At 64.2% G+C, this 14,188-nt stretch carries 12 protein-coding genes; 5 read left to right on the top strand and 7 right to left on the bottom strand.

Going from position 1 to position 14,188, the window contains the following annotated elements:
• Window positions 1-7: 7 nt before the first annotated feature.
• Window positions 8-1,414, bottom strand: a complete 1,407-nt coding sequence (gltX, locus tag AC1DSJ_RS24400; protein ID WP_054427269.1) for a glutamate--tRNA ligase — start codon at window positions 1,412-1,414, stop codon at window positions 8-10.
• Between the two features lie 118 nt (window positions 1,415-1,532).
• On the opposite strand from gltX, the gene AC1DSJ_RS24395 reads away from it, so the two are divergent.
• A complete protein-coding gene (locus AC1DSJ_RS24395) occupies window positions 1,533-3,974 on the top strand; it encodes a bifunctional acetate--CoA ligase family protein/GNAT family N-acetyltransferase (RefSeq protein ID WP_054427270.1) in 2,442 nt (813 codons plus the stop codon).
• A gap of 25 nt (window positions 3,975-3,999) precedes the next feature.
• On the opposite strand, the gene AC1DSJ_RS24390 is transcribed toward AC1DSJ_RS24395, so the two are convergent.
• The 6 genes from AC1DSJ_RS24390 to yjgA all read right to left on the bottom strand — a co-directional run bounded on the left by AC1DSJ_RS24390 (window position 4,000) and on the right by yjgA (window position 8,983).
• Window positions 4,000-4,692, bottom strand: coding sequence for an isochorismatase family cysteine hydrolase (locus AC1DSJ_RS24390; protein ID WP_342067317.1), 693 nt, complete (start codon window positions 4,690-4,692; stop codon window positions 4,000-4,002).
• Window positions 4,693-4,701: 9 nt separating this feature from the next.
• Window positions 4,702-5,538 carry an ABC transporter permease gene (locus tag AC1DSJ_RS24385; protein WP_054427272.1) on the bottom strand — a complete coding sequence of 279 codons (837 nt, stop codon included), beginning with the start codon at window positions 5,536-5,538 and terminating at the stop codon, window positions 4,702-4,704.
• Window positions 5,539-5,541: 3 nt separating this feature from the next.
• Window positions 5,542-6,354 carry an ABC transporter ATP-binding protein gene (locus AC1DSJ_RS24380; RefSeq protein WP_054427273.1) on the bottom strand — a complete coding sequence of 271 codons (813 nt, stop codon included), beginning with the start codon at window positions 6,352-6,354 and terminating at the stop codon, window positions 5,542-5,544.
• Window positions 6,354-7,358 carry an ABC transporter substrate-binding protein gene (locus AC1DSJ_RS24375; protein ID WP_054427274.1) on the bottom strand — a complete coding sequence of 335 codons (1,005 nt, stop codon included), beginning with the start codon at window positions 7,356-7,358 and terminating at the stop codon, window positions 6,354-6,356. Before AC1DSJ_RS24375 ends, AC1DSJ_RS24380 begins: the two co-directional genes overlap by 1 nt.
• 364 nt (window positions 7,359-7,722) lie before the next feature.
• Window positions 7,723-8,400 (bottom strand): alpha/beta hydrolase, encoded by a 678-nt coding sequence (locus AC1DSJ_RS24370; protein WP_175171655.1) that lies wholly within the window; start codon window positions 8,398-8,400, stop codon window positions 7,723-7,725.
• A gap of 31 nt (window positions 8,401-8,431) precedes the next feature.
• Window positions 8,432-8,983 (bottom strand): ribosome biogenesis factor YjgA, encoded by a 552-nt coding sequence (gene yjgA, locus AC1DSJ_RS24365; protein ID WP_054427276.1) that lies wholly within the window; start codon window positions 8,981-8,983, stop codon window positions 8,432-8,434.
• A 58-nt stretch (window positions 8,984-9,041) separates the two neighbouring features.
• On the opposite strand from yjgA, the gene pmbA reads away from it, so the two are divergent.
• The 4 genes from pmbA to AC1DSJ_RS24345 all read left to right on the top strand — a co-directional run bounded on the left by pmbA (window position 9,042) and on the right by AC1DSJ_RS24345 (window position 14,187).
• On the top strand, window positions 9,042-10,406 hold the full coding sequence (gene pmbA, locus AC1DSJ_RS24360) for a metalloprotease PmbA (protein ID WP_054427277.1): 1,365 nt from the start codon (window positions 9,042-9,044) through the stop codon (window positions 10,404-10,406).
• Window positions 10,407-10,704: 298 nt separating this feature from the next.
• A complete protein-coding gene (locus tag AC1DSJ_RS24355; RefSeq protein WP_054427278.1) occupies window positions 10,705-11,802 on the top strand; it encodes a TRAP transporter substrate-binding protein in 1,098 nt (365 codons plus the stop codon).
• 261 nt (window positions 11,803-12,063) lie between these two features.
• Window positions 12,064-13,218 (top strand): ABC transporter substrate-binding protein, encoded by a 1,155-nt coding sequence (locus AC1DSJ_RS24350; RefSeq protein WP_054427279.1) that lies wholly within the window; start codon window positions 12,064-12,066, stop codon window positions 13,216-13,218.
• An 87-nt stretch (window positions 13,219-13,305) separates the two neighbouring features.
• A complete protein-coding gene (locus AC1DSJ_RS24345; RefSeq protein ID WP_046806103.1) occupies window positions 13,306-14,187 on the top strand; it encodes a branched-chain amino acid ABC transporter permease in 882 nt (293 codons plus the stop codon).
• Window position 14,188: the final 1 nt, after the last annotated feature.

Genomic DNA, 14,188 nt, shown 5'->3' with positions numbered 1-14,188 from the left:
TTGGACCTTAGATCGCCGCCAGGCGCGCCAGCACCGTCTGCTTGCCCAGCAAGGCCAGCACGGCGTCAACCGCCGGGGTTTGCGTCTGGCCGGTGACGGCCACGCGCAGCGGAATGGCCAGTTGCGGCATCTTCAAACCGCGATCCGCCAGCACCGCCTTGATCAGCGCCGACAGCGCTTCGCGGGTCCAGTCGGTGTCTTGCGCGCGCTGCGCAAAATCGGCCAGCGCTTCGCGCGCCGGGGCGGTCAGGTGCTGTTCGATCAGCTCCGGCGCGGCGGGCGCGAACGGGGCGCAGAACAGCATGGCGCCGTCGGCCAGTTGCTCAAGCGTTTCAGCGCGGTCTTTCAACAAGCCCATCACGCCCGGCAGATCAATCTTTTCCGGATGGCCGCCACGGTTCGCCACGCGCGGAGCCACGCGCTCTGCGAGTTCGGCGTTGTCCATCTGCTTGATGTAGTGGGCGTTGACCCAGTTCAGCTTCTTCGGGTCCCATTGCGACGCCGACTTCGACAGGTGCTTGGTATCAAACCAGGACACCAGCTGTTCGCGCGAGAAGAGTTCGTCGTCGCCGTGGCTCCAGCCCAGGCGGGCCAGGTAGTTGATCATGGCCTCGGGCAGATAGCCCTCGTTGTCGTATTCCATGACGTTGACCGCGCCGTGGCGCTTGGACAGCTTTTCGCCATCCGGACCCAGAATCATCGGCACGTGGCCGTATTCGGGCAGCGTCGCGCCCAGCGCGCGCAGGATGTTGATCTGGCGCGGGGTGTTGTTGACGTGGTCATCGCCGCGCAGGACGTGCGTGATGCCCATGTCCCAGTCGTCGACCACGACGCAGAAGTTGTACGTGGGCGTGCCGTCCGGGCGCGCGATGATCAGGTCGTCAAGTTCGGTGTTGTCGAAGCTGATCGTGCCCTTGACCATGTCGTTCCAGGACGTGGCGCCTTCTTGCGGATTCTTGAAACGCACGACGGGCTTGCGGCCTTCGGGGATGGCGGGCAGCGTCTTGCCGGCTTCCGGGCGCCAGGTGCCGTCGTAACGCGGCTTGTCGCCACGGGCGCGGGCGGCTTCGCGCATGGCTTCCACTTCTTCAGGCGAGCTGTAGCAGTGGTAAGCGGTGCCGGCGGCCAGCATCTGCGCAACCACTTCGCGGTAGCGGTCCATGCGCTGCATCTGATAGAAGGGGCCTTCGTCGGGCTGCATGCCCAGCCATTCCATGCTGTCCAGAATGGCCTGCACCGCTTCCGGCGTGGAGCGTTCGACGTCCGTGTCTTCAATGCGCAACACGAACGTGCCTTGATGGTGGCGCGCGAAGGCCCAGGAGAACAGCGCGGTGCGCGCGCCGCCCAAGTGCAGGAAACCCGTGGGCGAAGGCGCGAAACGGGTACGAATGGGGGAAGTGGCGTTGGAGGTCATAGGTGGCAATGATAGCGGCTGCGGCGCCACAAAGCGGCGTCGGGCAGGGTCCACATCAAGCGGACGGCGGGCTTGTCTTGTTACGATGAACGGTATTTTAGATTAGGGCGCACCCCCTATGCTGCGACACGCGCTTGCCCCGATGTTCGAACCCAGCTCGCTGGTGATCGTTGCCGACCGGCCCCTGCCGGCGACGGGGTCGCTATCGCCCGCTTTGAAGGCGAAAACCACAATCGTGGACTGCGAAGTCGGCGTCGCGCCCGAGCTGCCCGCCACGTTGGAAGGCCTGGCGGCGGGCGCCCGCCCTGATCTGGCCCTGGTTTGCGTGTCGCCCGCCGTGTTGCCGGAAACGCTGCGCCGGCTGTCGGCGCTGGCGCCAAGATCGGTCATTCTGCTGCCCCACCCTCTGCCTGACCCCTATCCGCGCGGCACCCTTGCGCTGTGCCGCGCCTGGGCCGAAGAGAACCGCTGCGAACTGCTGGGGCCGCGCTCGTTTGGCGCGCAGCGCCCGCATGCCGGCTTGAACTTCAGTCAGCATCCGGTGTTGGCGCGCGCGGGCCGCGTGGCGTTGCTGGCGCAATCGCGTTCAATCATGGCCGCGGTCATGGACTGGGCCGAAGACGTGCATATCGGCTTCTCTACCGCGGTGTCGCTGGGTGACGAGGCGGTGGTGGGCTTGTCCAAAGTGCTGGACTACCTGGCCAGCGATCCGCGCACCGACAGCATCGTGCTGTATCTGGAAGACGTGGGCCCGGCGCGCGAATTCATGAGCACGCTGCGCGCCGCAGCCAGCGTCAAACCCGTCATTGTGCTGAAGGCCGGGCGGTCAGACGCCGACGGCGCCGACGCCATCTTCGACGCCGCCTTGCGGCGCGCGGGCGCCGTGCGCGTGCGCTACTTCGTGCAGCTGTTCTCGGCGGTGAAGGTGCTGGGCTACACGCGGCGTCCGAAAGGTCAGCGCGTGGCGCTGATCTCAAACGGCAGCGGCCCGCCGCAATTGGCCATGGACTTGATCGGCCCCGACGCCGCCGTGCAGCGCGCCGACCTTGCACCCGCCACGCGGCGCGCGCTTGAAGCCATGCTGGAGCCGGACGCCGCCGTCGCCAACCCGGTCATCACCTATACGCCGCTGACGCCGGAACGCATCCGCACCATTCTTGAGGCCGTGCTGGATGACACGGGCGTGGATGGCGTGCTGGTGCTGCTGGCGCCCGACGCGCTGTCTGACATGCCCGCCGTCGCGCGCGAGCTGGCGCAGATTGCACCCAAGGCGAAGAAGCCCGTCGTCACCTGCTTCATGGGCGACGCCGGCATGCGGCCCTTGCGGCGCATGCTGGACGACGCGGGCACCTCGGCGTTTCGCACGCCGGAGTCCGCCGCGGATGCGTTCGGCGTGTTGGCGTCTCACCATTACAACCAGCAGCTGCTGTTGCAGACGCAGCCGCAAGAGCCGCCCACGCATGTGCCCGACCTGGCCGCCGCCCGCGAGCTGATCGCGCGCGTGCGCGCTGACTGCCGGCGCGAGTTGAATACATCAGAAATCCGGACCTTGCTGAGCCTGTTCTACGTGCCGCTGCGCGACATGCCGGTGGACGTGGCGTCGGTGGAACCCGAATCCCGTCCCATGGCGATCCGCGTGCGGCGTGATCCGCAGTTCGGGCCGGTCGTGCGCTTTGGCGCGGGTGGCCCCGACGCGGTGCTGTCCGTGGCTGATCGCGGTATGGACCTGCCGCCGCTCAATGGCTTCCTGGCCCGTCAGCTGATTGAACGCAGCCGGCTGTGGCGCCGGGTGCTGGCGCCGCGCGTCGGCCACATGGCCGCCGAATCGCTGCAACAGGCGGTGGTGCTGGTGTCGGAAATGGTGTCGGAATTGCCCGACATCGAATCGCTGGACATCGACCCGCTCTACGCGGGTGAAGCGCATCTGCGCGCGGGTGGCCTGCGCATGACGCTGACCGAAACGCCGGGCTGTGAAACGCCGCAGACGTCGGGCTATCCGCACATGGCGATACACCCGTACCCCACGCGTCTGGTGCAGGTGCGCCGCTTCAACGACGGCATCCCGTGGGTGCTGCGCCCGATCCGCCCTGAAGACGGCGAGGCCTTGCAGGAATTCATTCGCGGCTTGTCGGAACGGTCACGCTACATGCGCTTCGTGTCGATGATGCGCGAGCTGACGCCGCGCATGGTGTCTCGCTACACGCAGGTGGACTATCACCGCGAGCTGGCGCTGGTGGCGGCCACGCAGGTGCCCAACCCGGCCAACCGCGGGCATCCGCGCGAGGTCATCGTGGGGTTTGCGCACTACCTGCGCAACCCCGACGGGCGCGGGGCGGAATACGCGCTGGTGATTGGCGACGACTGGCAGCGGCGCGGCCTGGGCCATCAGCTGATGACGGCGTTGATCGACGCGGCGCGCGAGCAGGGGCTGGAATATATCGATGGCCTGGTGCTGTCGACCAACCGGCCCATGCTGTCGCTGATGACGCGTCTGGGCTTCACTAACGACGCAGATCCGGAAGACCCGACGATGCGCCGGGTCTGGTTGAATCTGGCCTAGCGCCTCCCGATCTGACGCGGCCCGTTCAGGCGGTTTTTCTGGCCGCCTGCGCGGGCGTCAGGCGTGATGTCACTTCGTCCACCGACAGCACGTCGCCAAAGAAGAGCATCCAGCCGTGCAGGGAATGCTCGTGCTCGGCCGGGGTTACGGCGGCCAGCGCGTCGTCGACCATGATGGTGCGGAAGTCGCGCATCATCGCATCGCGCGCCGTGGATTCGCAGCAGACGTTGGTGACAGTGCCGGCAATCAGCAGCGTGTCTACACCCAGCCCGCGCAGCAGCGGTTCCAGCTCGGATGAACCCGGCGCCATCGCGCTGTAGAAGCGCTTCACCACGCGCAAGTCCGATTCCTGGGCATGCAGGTCAGGATGCAGCTGAAAGCCCGGGGAATCGCGGCGCAGCGTTTCCAGCCGGCGCGCACTGCGCTCCGGCGTCAGCATCACGCCATGGTGATGCGACCAGAACGCATCGGCGTTGTCCGACGCCGTCTGTATCCAGACGACCACGCCGCCCGCCGCGCGCACGGCGTCGCACAGGCGGTTCACCGGCGCGATGATTTCGCGGGCCGGCGCGCATTCCCCCTGGTAACCCGGCAGCGTGAAGTACTGCTGCATGTCCACCACGACCACCGCGGTGCGAGCCGCGGGCAGTTCGTCGTACGGATGCAGGCAGCCCTGCCGGGCCACCACGCGGTCTTGTACCCATTGCGGAAATTGCATGTCGATTCCTTATCCGTAGCGCCGCGCCACGGCGGCTTCGATGCGGTAGATGATCAGGTACATCACGCTGGAGATCAGCGCCAGCATGGCGATGGCCGTCATGACGATGTTCAGCTTGAACACCTGGCTGCCGTTCATGATCAAAAAGCCCAGGCCGGAATCCGCCGACTGGAATTCGCCCACGATAACGCCCACCAGCGCCAGGCCGATGTTCATCTTCACGGCCGCGATCAACGTGGGCACGCTGCCGGGCAGCACCACTTTGGTCAGCACTTGCCAGCGGTTGGCGCCGAAGGTGTGGGCAAGTTTCACCTTGTTCAGGTCGATACCGCGAAAGCCCGCGTACACGACCATGATCGTGACGAACACCGCGATGGCGACCGCCATGCCGTACACCGCGTAGTCCGAGCCCAGCCACAGATAAAAGATCGGCACGAAGGCGATCTTGGGCATGGCGTTGGCCACGACCAGGAAGGGGTCCAGCACCTTGTACAGAAAGTCCGACCACCACAACGCGGCCGCCACCACGATGCCGATCGCCATGCTCAGCGTGAAGCCGACCAGCGTGGCCGACAGCGTCGTCATGATGTGCTTGGCCAGATTGCCGTGGTTCCACAATTCGATGAACGTGGGCCACAGCGCGCTGGGGTAGCTCGTCAACAGCGGATTCAGGATGTGCATGCGCGGCAGGATTTCCCAGGCGCACAGAAAAACCACCATCAGCAGCGCCTGCGTCAGGCGGATGTTGCGTTTGCGAGCGCGGTCGCGGCGCAGGTAGTCCAGATATTTTTCACTGGGCGCACGCACGGCACGCAAGGGAACGGTGTTGGCGATGGGCGCATTCATGGGTCAACCCTCCACGTGGACGTCCAGCTCGTCCCACAGCTGTTTGAAGTAAGCATTGAATTCCGGGCGCGAGCGCGCCTGGAAGGGCGTGGGCCGCGCGCCGTCACCATAGTGGATGCGGTACTGGCTTTTCAGCCGCCCCGGCCGGCGCGACAGCACAATGACGCGGTCCGTCATGGCAATGGCTTCGCCGATGTCGTGCGTGACCAGCACCACGGTCTTGCCTTCGCGGCGCAGAATGTCCACCACTTCATCCGAAATCGCCAGCCGCGTCTGCGAATCCAGCGCCGAGAAGGGCTCGTCCAGCAGAATCACGTCGGGCTCGGTCACCAGCGTGCGCGCCAGCGCCGCGCGCTGCCGCATGCCGCCCGACAACTGGCGCGGCGTATGCGTCAGGAAGGCGCCCAGCCCGCATTTTTCCAGCAGGTGCACGGCGCGCGCCTCGCTGCGCGCATCGCGCCGGCCCTGGATTTCGGCGCCCAGCATCACGTTGTCCAGGATGGTGCGCCATTCGAAAAGATAATCTTGCTGCAGCATGTAGCCGATGCGCGGGTTGGGCTTCGTCACGCCCTGGCCGTCGATCATCACGGCGCCTGATGTGGGCGGAATCAACCCGGCAATCAGCGACAGCAAGGTGCTCTTGCCACAGCCGCTTTGGCCAATCAGGCTGACGAATTCCCCCGGCGCCAACGTGAACGACACGTTCGACAGCGCTTCGGTTTCGCCTTCCGTCGTGAAGTACGACAGGCATACGTCGCGCAGCTCGATCTTCGCCGTGGCGGCGGCCGGCTTCAGGTTATGGATGGCGGCGCCCATTACTGCACCTTCTTGGCAAAATCAGCCACCACCACGTCTTCATACTTCACGCGGGCGGAGTCCTTCATGACGGCGCTGGCGATCAGCATGTCTTGCAGCTTGTTCATCGCCTCGGCGGTGACCAGCGGCGACGTCTTCCAGATTTGATATTGCTTGTAGCGGTCGATGGCTTCCGTTATCGCGCCCTGGTCCATGCCGGGAAAGAACGTCATGATCTGCGGGGCGAGCGTGGCGGCCGGCGTGTCCTTCACGTATTTCTCGGCGCGCGCCACTACATCGGTCCAGGCCTGAATCACCTTGGGGTTGTCGCGGATGTATTTGTCGGTGGAGGTGAAGACGGTGTAGTCCACCTGGCCGACTTCATGGCCCACCGAGGCCACGATGTAGCCTTTGCCGTTGCGCACCAGTTCGCCGGCTTCGGGTTCCAGGAAGATGCCGTATTCACCCTGGCCTGCCATCCACGCGCCTGCGCGCGCCGGAATGCCGATGTTGTTCAGCAGCTTGACGTCTTTCTGCGGGTCCAGCCCATGCTTGCGCAGCGCGGTTTCCAGGAACACGATCGGATTGGACCCGGGGCGAAAGCCGATGACTTCCTTGCCCTTGAGCATGGACCAGTCAAACTTGTCGATGGGTTTGCGCGCCAGCAGGAAGAAGCCGTCGGTCGCGGTCAGCCCGGCAAAGATTTTCGGTTTGACGGGCGATTCGCTGTTCTGCACATAGATGGAAGCCTCGGGGCCGATCAGCACGATGTCGGCGCTGCCCGACAGCAGGGCGGTCATGCCCTTGTCGGTGCCTTGTGACGTCTTCATGGACACGTCCAGCCCGGCGTCCTTGAAGTAGCCCTGCGACAGGGCCACGTATTTCGGCACGTATAGAACGGAACGCACGACTTCTTCGTAGCGGACCTTCACGGGGGGATTCAGGGCTTCGGCCTGGGCGGCCAGCGGAGCAAGCAGCGCAAGCAGCGCTGCGCCCGCCAAGCGGGGCAGTGGCAAGGATTTCACGGGACTTTCTCCTGCGTCTTGTATGGCACGCCGAAACCCGGCGCAGCAAGGCCAAAGGGATGGAATCGACAACAACAACAGGGAAGCCCGAACGTGTGCTGCCCGGGCCGATAAGGCATGGATCGAATACTATATTCAACGCAAATGGGCGGCAAGCATTTTGCGATTGGCGTTTTTCTCTATGGACGAGCGCCAGCGAAGCCCGGAAAATTCAGGGCTTGAATACCACTTGGTATACAGAAATGGGTTTTGGCCGCGGGGGGAAGGTTGCGGCGGCCGAGCGGAAAGAGTGGGTTGAGCGGGGTTGAAAGGATGGGGCGGGCGCGTGGAAAGTCACCGCGCGCCACTCACCATCAAACCAATATCACTTCAACACGCCATTCAAAAACGCCGAGATGTCGCGGACTTCTTCGGCGCACACCGAATGCGGCATCGGGTACGTGTGCCAGCGCACGTCGTAACCCAGGCGCTTCAATTCCGTCAGCGATGCCTCGGCCCGCGCCAGCGACACCACCGGATCGTACTGGCCGTGGGCCATGAAGATCGGCGTGGCGTTGTTGGCGCTATTGCGCTCGGCTTCGGCCGTATCCACCAGCGGCAGGTAACCCGACAGCGCCATCATCCCCGCCAGCTTTTCCGGCAAGCGCAGGCCCGTGTGCAAGGTCATCGCGCTGCCTTGCGAGAAGCCCGCCAGCACGATGTTCGACGTGGGGATGCCTCGCGCGTTTTCACGCGCGATCAGCTTGTGGATGGCGGCTTCGGATGCGCGGATGCCCTTGGCGTCTTCTACGCGCACCAGGTCCATCACCAGGATGTCGTACCAGGAACGCATCGACATGCCGTTGTTGATCGTCACGCGCTGCACGGGCGCGTTCGGGAACACGAAGCGCACGCCCAGGCCAGCAGGCAGGTCCAGCTCCGGCACGATGGGCGCGAAGTCGTTGCCATCGGCGCCCAAGCCATGCAGCCAGATGACGGCGTGCGTGGGGTTGGGGGCGGTTTCGATCTCGATGCAATCGAGCAGGTCGGTAGGTGCGTTCATGGACGGCCGGCGGAAATTCAGGGTAGGGGGGTCAGAGCGTCAGGGTCTTCAAGGCCTGGAACAGCGCGCGATAGTGCTTCTTTTGCGGCTCCTGGCCTTGCAGCAGCGAGGCGTTGCCCAGCTTTTCCTTACGCGCGGCGCGAATCAGCGTGCGCAATTGCTGCGCATCGGCTTGCGGATTATTCGCCAGCAGCTTGGTCAGCAGGTCGTCGTCGTCCAGCAGGCGGTCGCGCAGCGTTTCCAGCCGGTGCATGGCGGCGGTTTCTTCGCGCGAGCCGTTTTCCCAGACGTCGAGCTGGGCGCGGATCTCGTCGGCGGGGGCATCGCGCATCAGCTTGCCCACGAAGTGCACCTGACGGCGGCGGCCTTCGCGGCCGGTCGTGCGCTGCGCCATGCGGATTGCCTCATAGAGGCGTTCCGCCAGCGGCAATTGCTTGAGGCGTTCGGGGGACAGTTCGATCAGCTGCTTGCCCAGGTCCAGCAACGCGTGCATGTCACGCTTGATCTGGGACTTGCTGGGACGGTCGTAGCCGTTCTCGTCGTAACCGTCGTCGACGGATTCTTCTTCAGTATGGGAATTCATGGAAAACTGCGCAATGACAGACTTGGCTATGATAACCGTCTCTGCAAATTGGACAGCAATGGTTAAATCCTCCTCCTCCCTGCCGCTGGCGGCGAATCACGCGCGTTTTTCCGAACTCGTCGAACAAACCCTCGCCTACGCGCGCCAAATTGGCGCCTCGGACGCGGCGGCGGAAGTCTCGGAAAGCCTGGGGCTGTCGGTCTCCGTGCGTAAGAACGACATCGAAACCGTTGAGCAGACGCGCGATCGCTCGCTGGACCTGACGGTCTACGCCGGCCAGAGCCGCGGCTCCGCCTCGACTTCCGACTTTTCCGAAGCCGCCCTGCGCCAGACGGTCGAAGCCGCCTGGCACATCGCCCGCCACACCGCCGCTGACCCGGCCGCCGGTCTGCCCGACGCCGATCAGCTGGCCACCGAATTCCCCGACCTGGACCTGCACCACGCCTGGACGGTGTCCACCGAGGAAGCCGCCGAGCTCGCGCTGCGCGCCGAGCGCGCCGCCCGCGACGTGGACTCGCGCATCACCAACACCGACGGCGCCACCGTAGGCACCTATGAAGGCCAGTTCGTCATGGGCAACACCCGTGGCTTTCTGGGCGGCTACCCGTATTCGCGCCACAGCCTGTCCGTGGCCCCCATCGCCGGCCGCGGCAACGGCATGCAGCGCGACTACTGGTACACCTCCGAACGCGACCCGGCCAAACTGGCCTCGCCCGAAGCCATCGGCCGCTATGCCGCCGAGCGCACGCTGTCGCGCCTGTCGGCCCGCCGCATCCGTACCGGCAAGTTCCCGGTGCTGTTCGAAGCGCCGCTGGCGCTCGGCCTGGTCGGCGCGCTGACGCAAGCCGTCAATGGCGGCGCGCTGTATCGCAAGGCCAGCTTCCTGATCGATTCTCTGGGCAAGCCGATCTTCCCCAAGCACATCAACCTGACCGAAGACCCGCACATCGCGGGCGGCATGGGCAGCTCGCCGTTCGACGATGAAGGCGTGCGCACGCGCCGCCGCAGCGTCGTGTCGGCCGGCGTGCTGGAAGGCTACTTCCTGTCGTCCTACACCGCGCGCAAGCTCGGCATGACCACCACCGGCAACGCGGGCGGTTCGCACAACCTGGTGTTCAGCTCTACGCTGACCCAGCGCGGCGACGACTTCGAAGCCATGCTGAAGAAGATGGGCACGGGCTTTCTCGTCACCGAACTGATCGGCCAGGGTGTCAATTACGTCACCGGCGATTACTCGCGTGGCGCATTCGGCTACTGGGTGGAAAACGGCAAGATCCAGCACGCTGTGCAGGAAGTCACCATCGCCGGCAATCTGGCTGACATGTTCCAGCAGATCGTGGGTATTGGCGCCGACACCATCTCGCGCGGCACGAAGACCACCGGCTCGATCCTGATCGAGCAAATGGCCATCGCCGGGACCTGATGCCCGCAACAAGCGCGGCGCTGGCCATCGGCCGCCGCCGCGCTTGCTCATCCCGTTGGCCGAGGCCGAATCCGGCTATGCATTCAGCCTTCGCCGTCCGCCGCCGCATTCCGGCCACGTATTCAGCCTTCGCCGGCCGGCGCTGCATTTCCCCTTCGTCTTCCGCTTTGCAATTCCTGACTCGCTGGGGAATTCCTCTAGCGATTCCGACCCCCTTCAACGTGTAATATCCGGCGGGTATTGCTCGAAGTCCTTGAGGTGCTCGACGCCCTTGAGGTTGCTGGTGAGGAGCCAAGAGATGCAACGACGTTCATTCTTGAAGCACGCCGGATTCGGCGCCGTCGCAACGGGGGCGGCCGTCAGCGCGCCCGCGTTCGCGCAGGATATGCCGTCGTTGAGCTGGCGCCTGGCCTCTGCATTCCCCAGCACGCTCGACCTGCGCATCGGCGCGGGCGAGCACTTCTGCAAATTCGTCTCTGAAGCCACGGGCGGCAAGTTCAACATCCGCCACTTCCCCGAAGGCGAAATCGCCGCCGCAGCCGACCTGCTTGAAGCCGTCTCCACCAACAAGGTGGAATGCGGCCACGGTTCATCGCGGCTCTTCTTCGCCAAGAATCCCGCCTTTTGCTTTGATGCGGTGGTGCCGTTCGGCCTGAACGCGCGCCAGATGAATGCCTGGATGAGCGAAGGCGATGGCCTGCGCCTGACCCGCGAACTCTTCAAGCCCGAGAAAATCATCAACTTTCCGCTGGGCAATACCGGCGCGCAGATGGGCGGCTGGTACGCCAAAGAAATCAAGCGGCTGGGCGACTTGAAAGACCTGAAGATGCGGGTGGACGGCTTGCCCGCCGAAGTGCTGGCGCGCATGGGCGTGTCACCCCAGCCGGCTGACCCCGCCAAGCCTTTGTCGGAAGCGTTCGAGAAAGACGGTCTGCAAGCCGTGGCCGGGGCAGGGGCCTACGACGACGAGAAGCGCGGCCTGAATAAAGTAGCTAAGTATTACTACGCACCCGGCTGGTGGGCGGCGGGCGAACAGTTGTCGCTCTATATCAATGACGAAGCCTGGAACAAGCTGCCCAAGCATTATCAGGCGGTGGTGCAGGCGGCGTCGCTGGCGGCGCACGTGTCGCTGACCGCGCGCTACGACGCGCGCAACCCGGCCGCGTTGGCGCAACTGACCGCAAGTGGCGCGCAAATTCGCACATTTCCGCGCGCCATCATGGACGTGGCGTTCGAAACCACACAGCAGGTCTACAAGGATTTGGCCGCCAAAGACCCAAAGTTCAAGGCGATACACGACAGTTGCATGGGCTTTCGCGATAGCGAGATGCCGTGGTTCCGCTTGACCGAAAGCGCTTACGGCCAGTACCTGGGCGTGGCGTTGTCGGGCAGGTAGCAAGGAGGTCCGCCGCAGGCCGAATGGCATTCGGCGGAGAGTAGGGTTTTTGCTAGTAACACCGCGTTTTTTACAAAAAAATGGGCGGTTTTTGGGCTTTTCTCGAACCACATTCGAGTTTCGGCCTGATACAAAGGAGTAATATCCCGGGTCTTGACGCGCAAACATGGCGCCTTTAGGCGGCATAAGACGTCAATCCGGCGGGATTACACCAGCCCGGATTACCAATATTCCGAGACAGACTTTAGGGTGGTATCAACCATGCAATCCAAGACCAAGAAGCTGCTGGCCGCGCTGATCGCCGCCGGTATCGTCCCGGCTGCGCACGCGGCTGACATCAAGCTGGGTGTGGCAGAAGCCCTGTCCGGCGGCGCCGCTCAATATGGCGTGTCAATCCGCAATGGTTTCCAGCTTGCCGCTGACGAAATCAACGCTGCGGGCGGTATCAACGGCAACAAGCTCGTGCTGGTGGTCGAGGACGAACAAGGCAAGAAAGAAGAAGCCATCAACGTCTTCAAGAAACTGATCTTCAAGGACAACGTCCTGATGGTCTTCGGCCCGACGCTGTCGAACTCGGCCCAAGCCGCCGACCCGATCGCCCAAGCCGCCAAGACGGTCGCCTTTGGCACGTCCAACACCGCCGACGGCATCACGTCCATCGGCAACTACGTGTTCCGCAACTCGGTCACCGAAGCCGACGTGCTGCCGGCCACCATCTCCACCGTCAAGGCCAAGACCGGCCTGAAGAACGTGGCGGTGCTCTACGGTAACGACGACGTCTTCACCAAGAGCGGCTACGACAACTTCAAGAAGGCCCTGGAAGACCAGAAGATCCCGGTCACCACGACCGAAACGTTCGCCAAGGGCGACGTGGACTTCAAGGCTCAGCTGACCAAGATCAAGGGCACCAACCCCGACGCCATCGTGCTGTCCGCACTGCTGGCCGAAGGCGCCCCGATCATGGTGCAGGCCCGCCAACTGGGCCTGAACGTGCCGGTCATCGGCGGCAACGGCATGAACTCGGTCAAGATTTTCGACCTGGCCCCTGGCGGCGCATCGAACAATCTGTGGATCGGCAGCCCGTGGTCGATCGAGAACAAGGCCCCCGAGAACGTCAAGTTCATCGACGCCTACAAGGCCAAGTTCAACGGTTCGCCCGACCAGTTCGCCGCTCAGTCGTATGACGCCATGTACATCGTGGCCCAGGCGCTGAAGAACACCAAGATCTCCGGCGATCTGCCCAAGGACCGCGCAGCCCTGCGCGATGCCCTGCCGTCCGTAACCTGGACTGGCGCCACCGGCCCGTTCAAGTTCCGTCAAGCCAACGACCGCGCTGGCAAGCCCGCCGGCTACGACGCCGACCAGGCGCCGATCGTCAGCGTGACCAAGGACGGCAAGTACGTCATCGAGAAGTAAGCAGTACACATCCCCGCGCGGGGGGATGCGCCTTGCGGACGGCGCCGCCGCCGTTCGCAAGGCGCTTTTGATTTGGAAAGTCCCATCATGTTCGAACAACAATTCGTCAATGCCTTGTCGCTGGGCTGTGTGTATGCACTGTTCGCGCTGGGCTTCACGCTGATCTTCGGCGTGCTCGGGGTGATCAACCTGGCGCACGGCGCCGTCTTCATGGTTGGCGCCTACGCGGCACTGTTCGTCGTTCAGCAATTCGGCCTGCCCCTGTGGGCGGCGCTGATGGTCGCGTTCTTTGTGGCTGGCTTCACCGGCGTCATCATCGACTACCTGGTGCTCAAGCCGCTGCGCAAGCGCAACGCGCCCCACTTGATTCCCATGATCGCCACGATTGGCGTGGGCATCATCCTGAATAACGGCGCCCAAAGCATTTTCGGCGCCAGCAACCTGCGCTTTCCGCACGGCACCGTGCCCGAGGAAGTCATTGAAGTCGCCGGCCTGCACCTCACCGTGATCGAACTGGGCATCATCTTCCTGTCGTTCGCGCTGATGGCCGTGCTGATGTACGTCATGCGCCGCACCCAATTTGGCCGCGCGCTGCGCGCCATCGCCGAATCGCCCAAGGCCGCCTGGCTGCTGGGCATCAACGTCGAGAAGCTGTTCGTCACGACCTCGTTCGCCGCCGCTGCGCTGGGTGGTGTGGCGGGCGTGCTGATCGGGCTGTACTCGAATGCGCTGTTCCCGCTGATGGGCCAGCCGATGCTGCACAAGGGCATCGCGGTCATCATCCTGGGGGGCATGGGCGACATCCGTGGCGCCATGCTGGGCGGTCTCTTCCTGGGCTTCGCCGAGGTGCTGTCGGTGGCTTACATCGGCTCCACCATGCGCGACGCGGTGGCTTTCGGCCTGCTGTTCCTGATCCTGCTGGTGCGCCCGCAAGGTCTGTTCGGCAAAGTGGTTCAACGCAAGGCTTAAA

This window comes from Achromobacter sp. 01N37 (genome assembly GCF_056399725.1).
The sequence above is the reverse complement of the archived record's forward strand: the minus strand, read 5'-3'. Positions and strand labels throughout refer to the sequence as shown.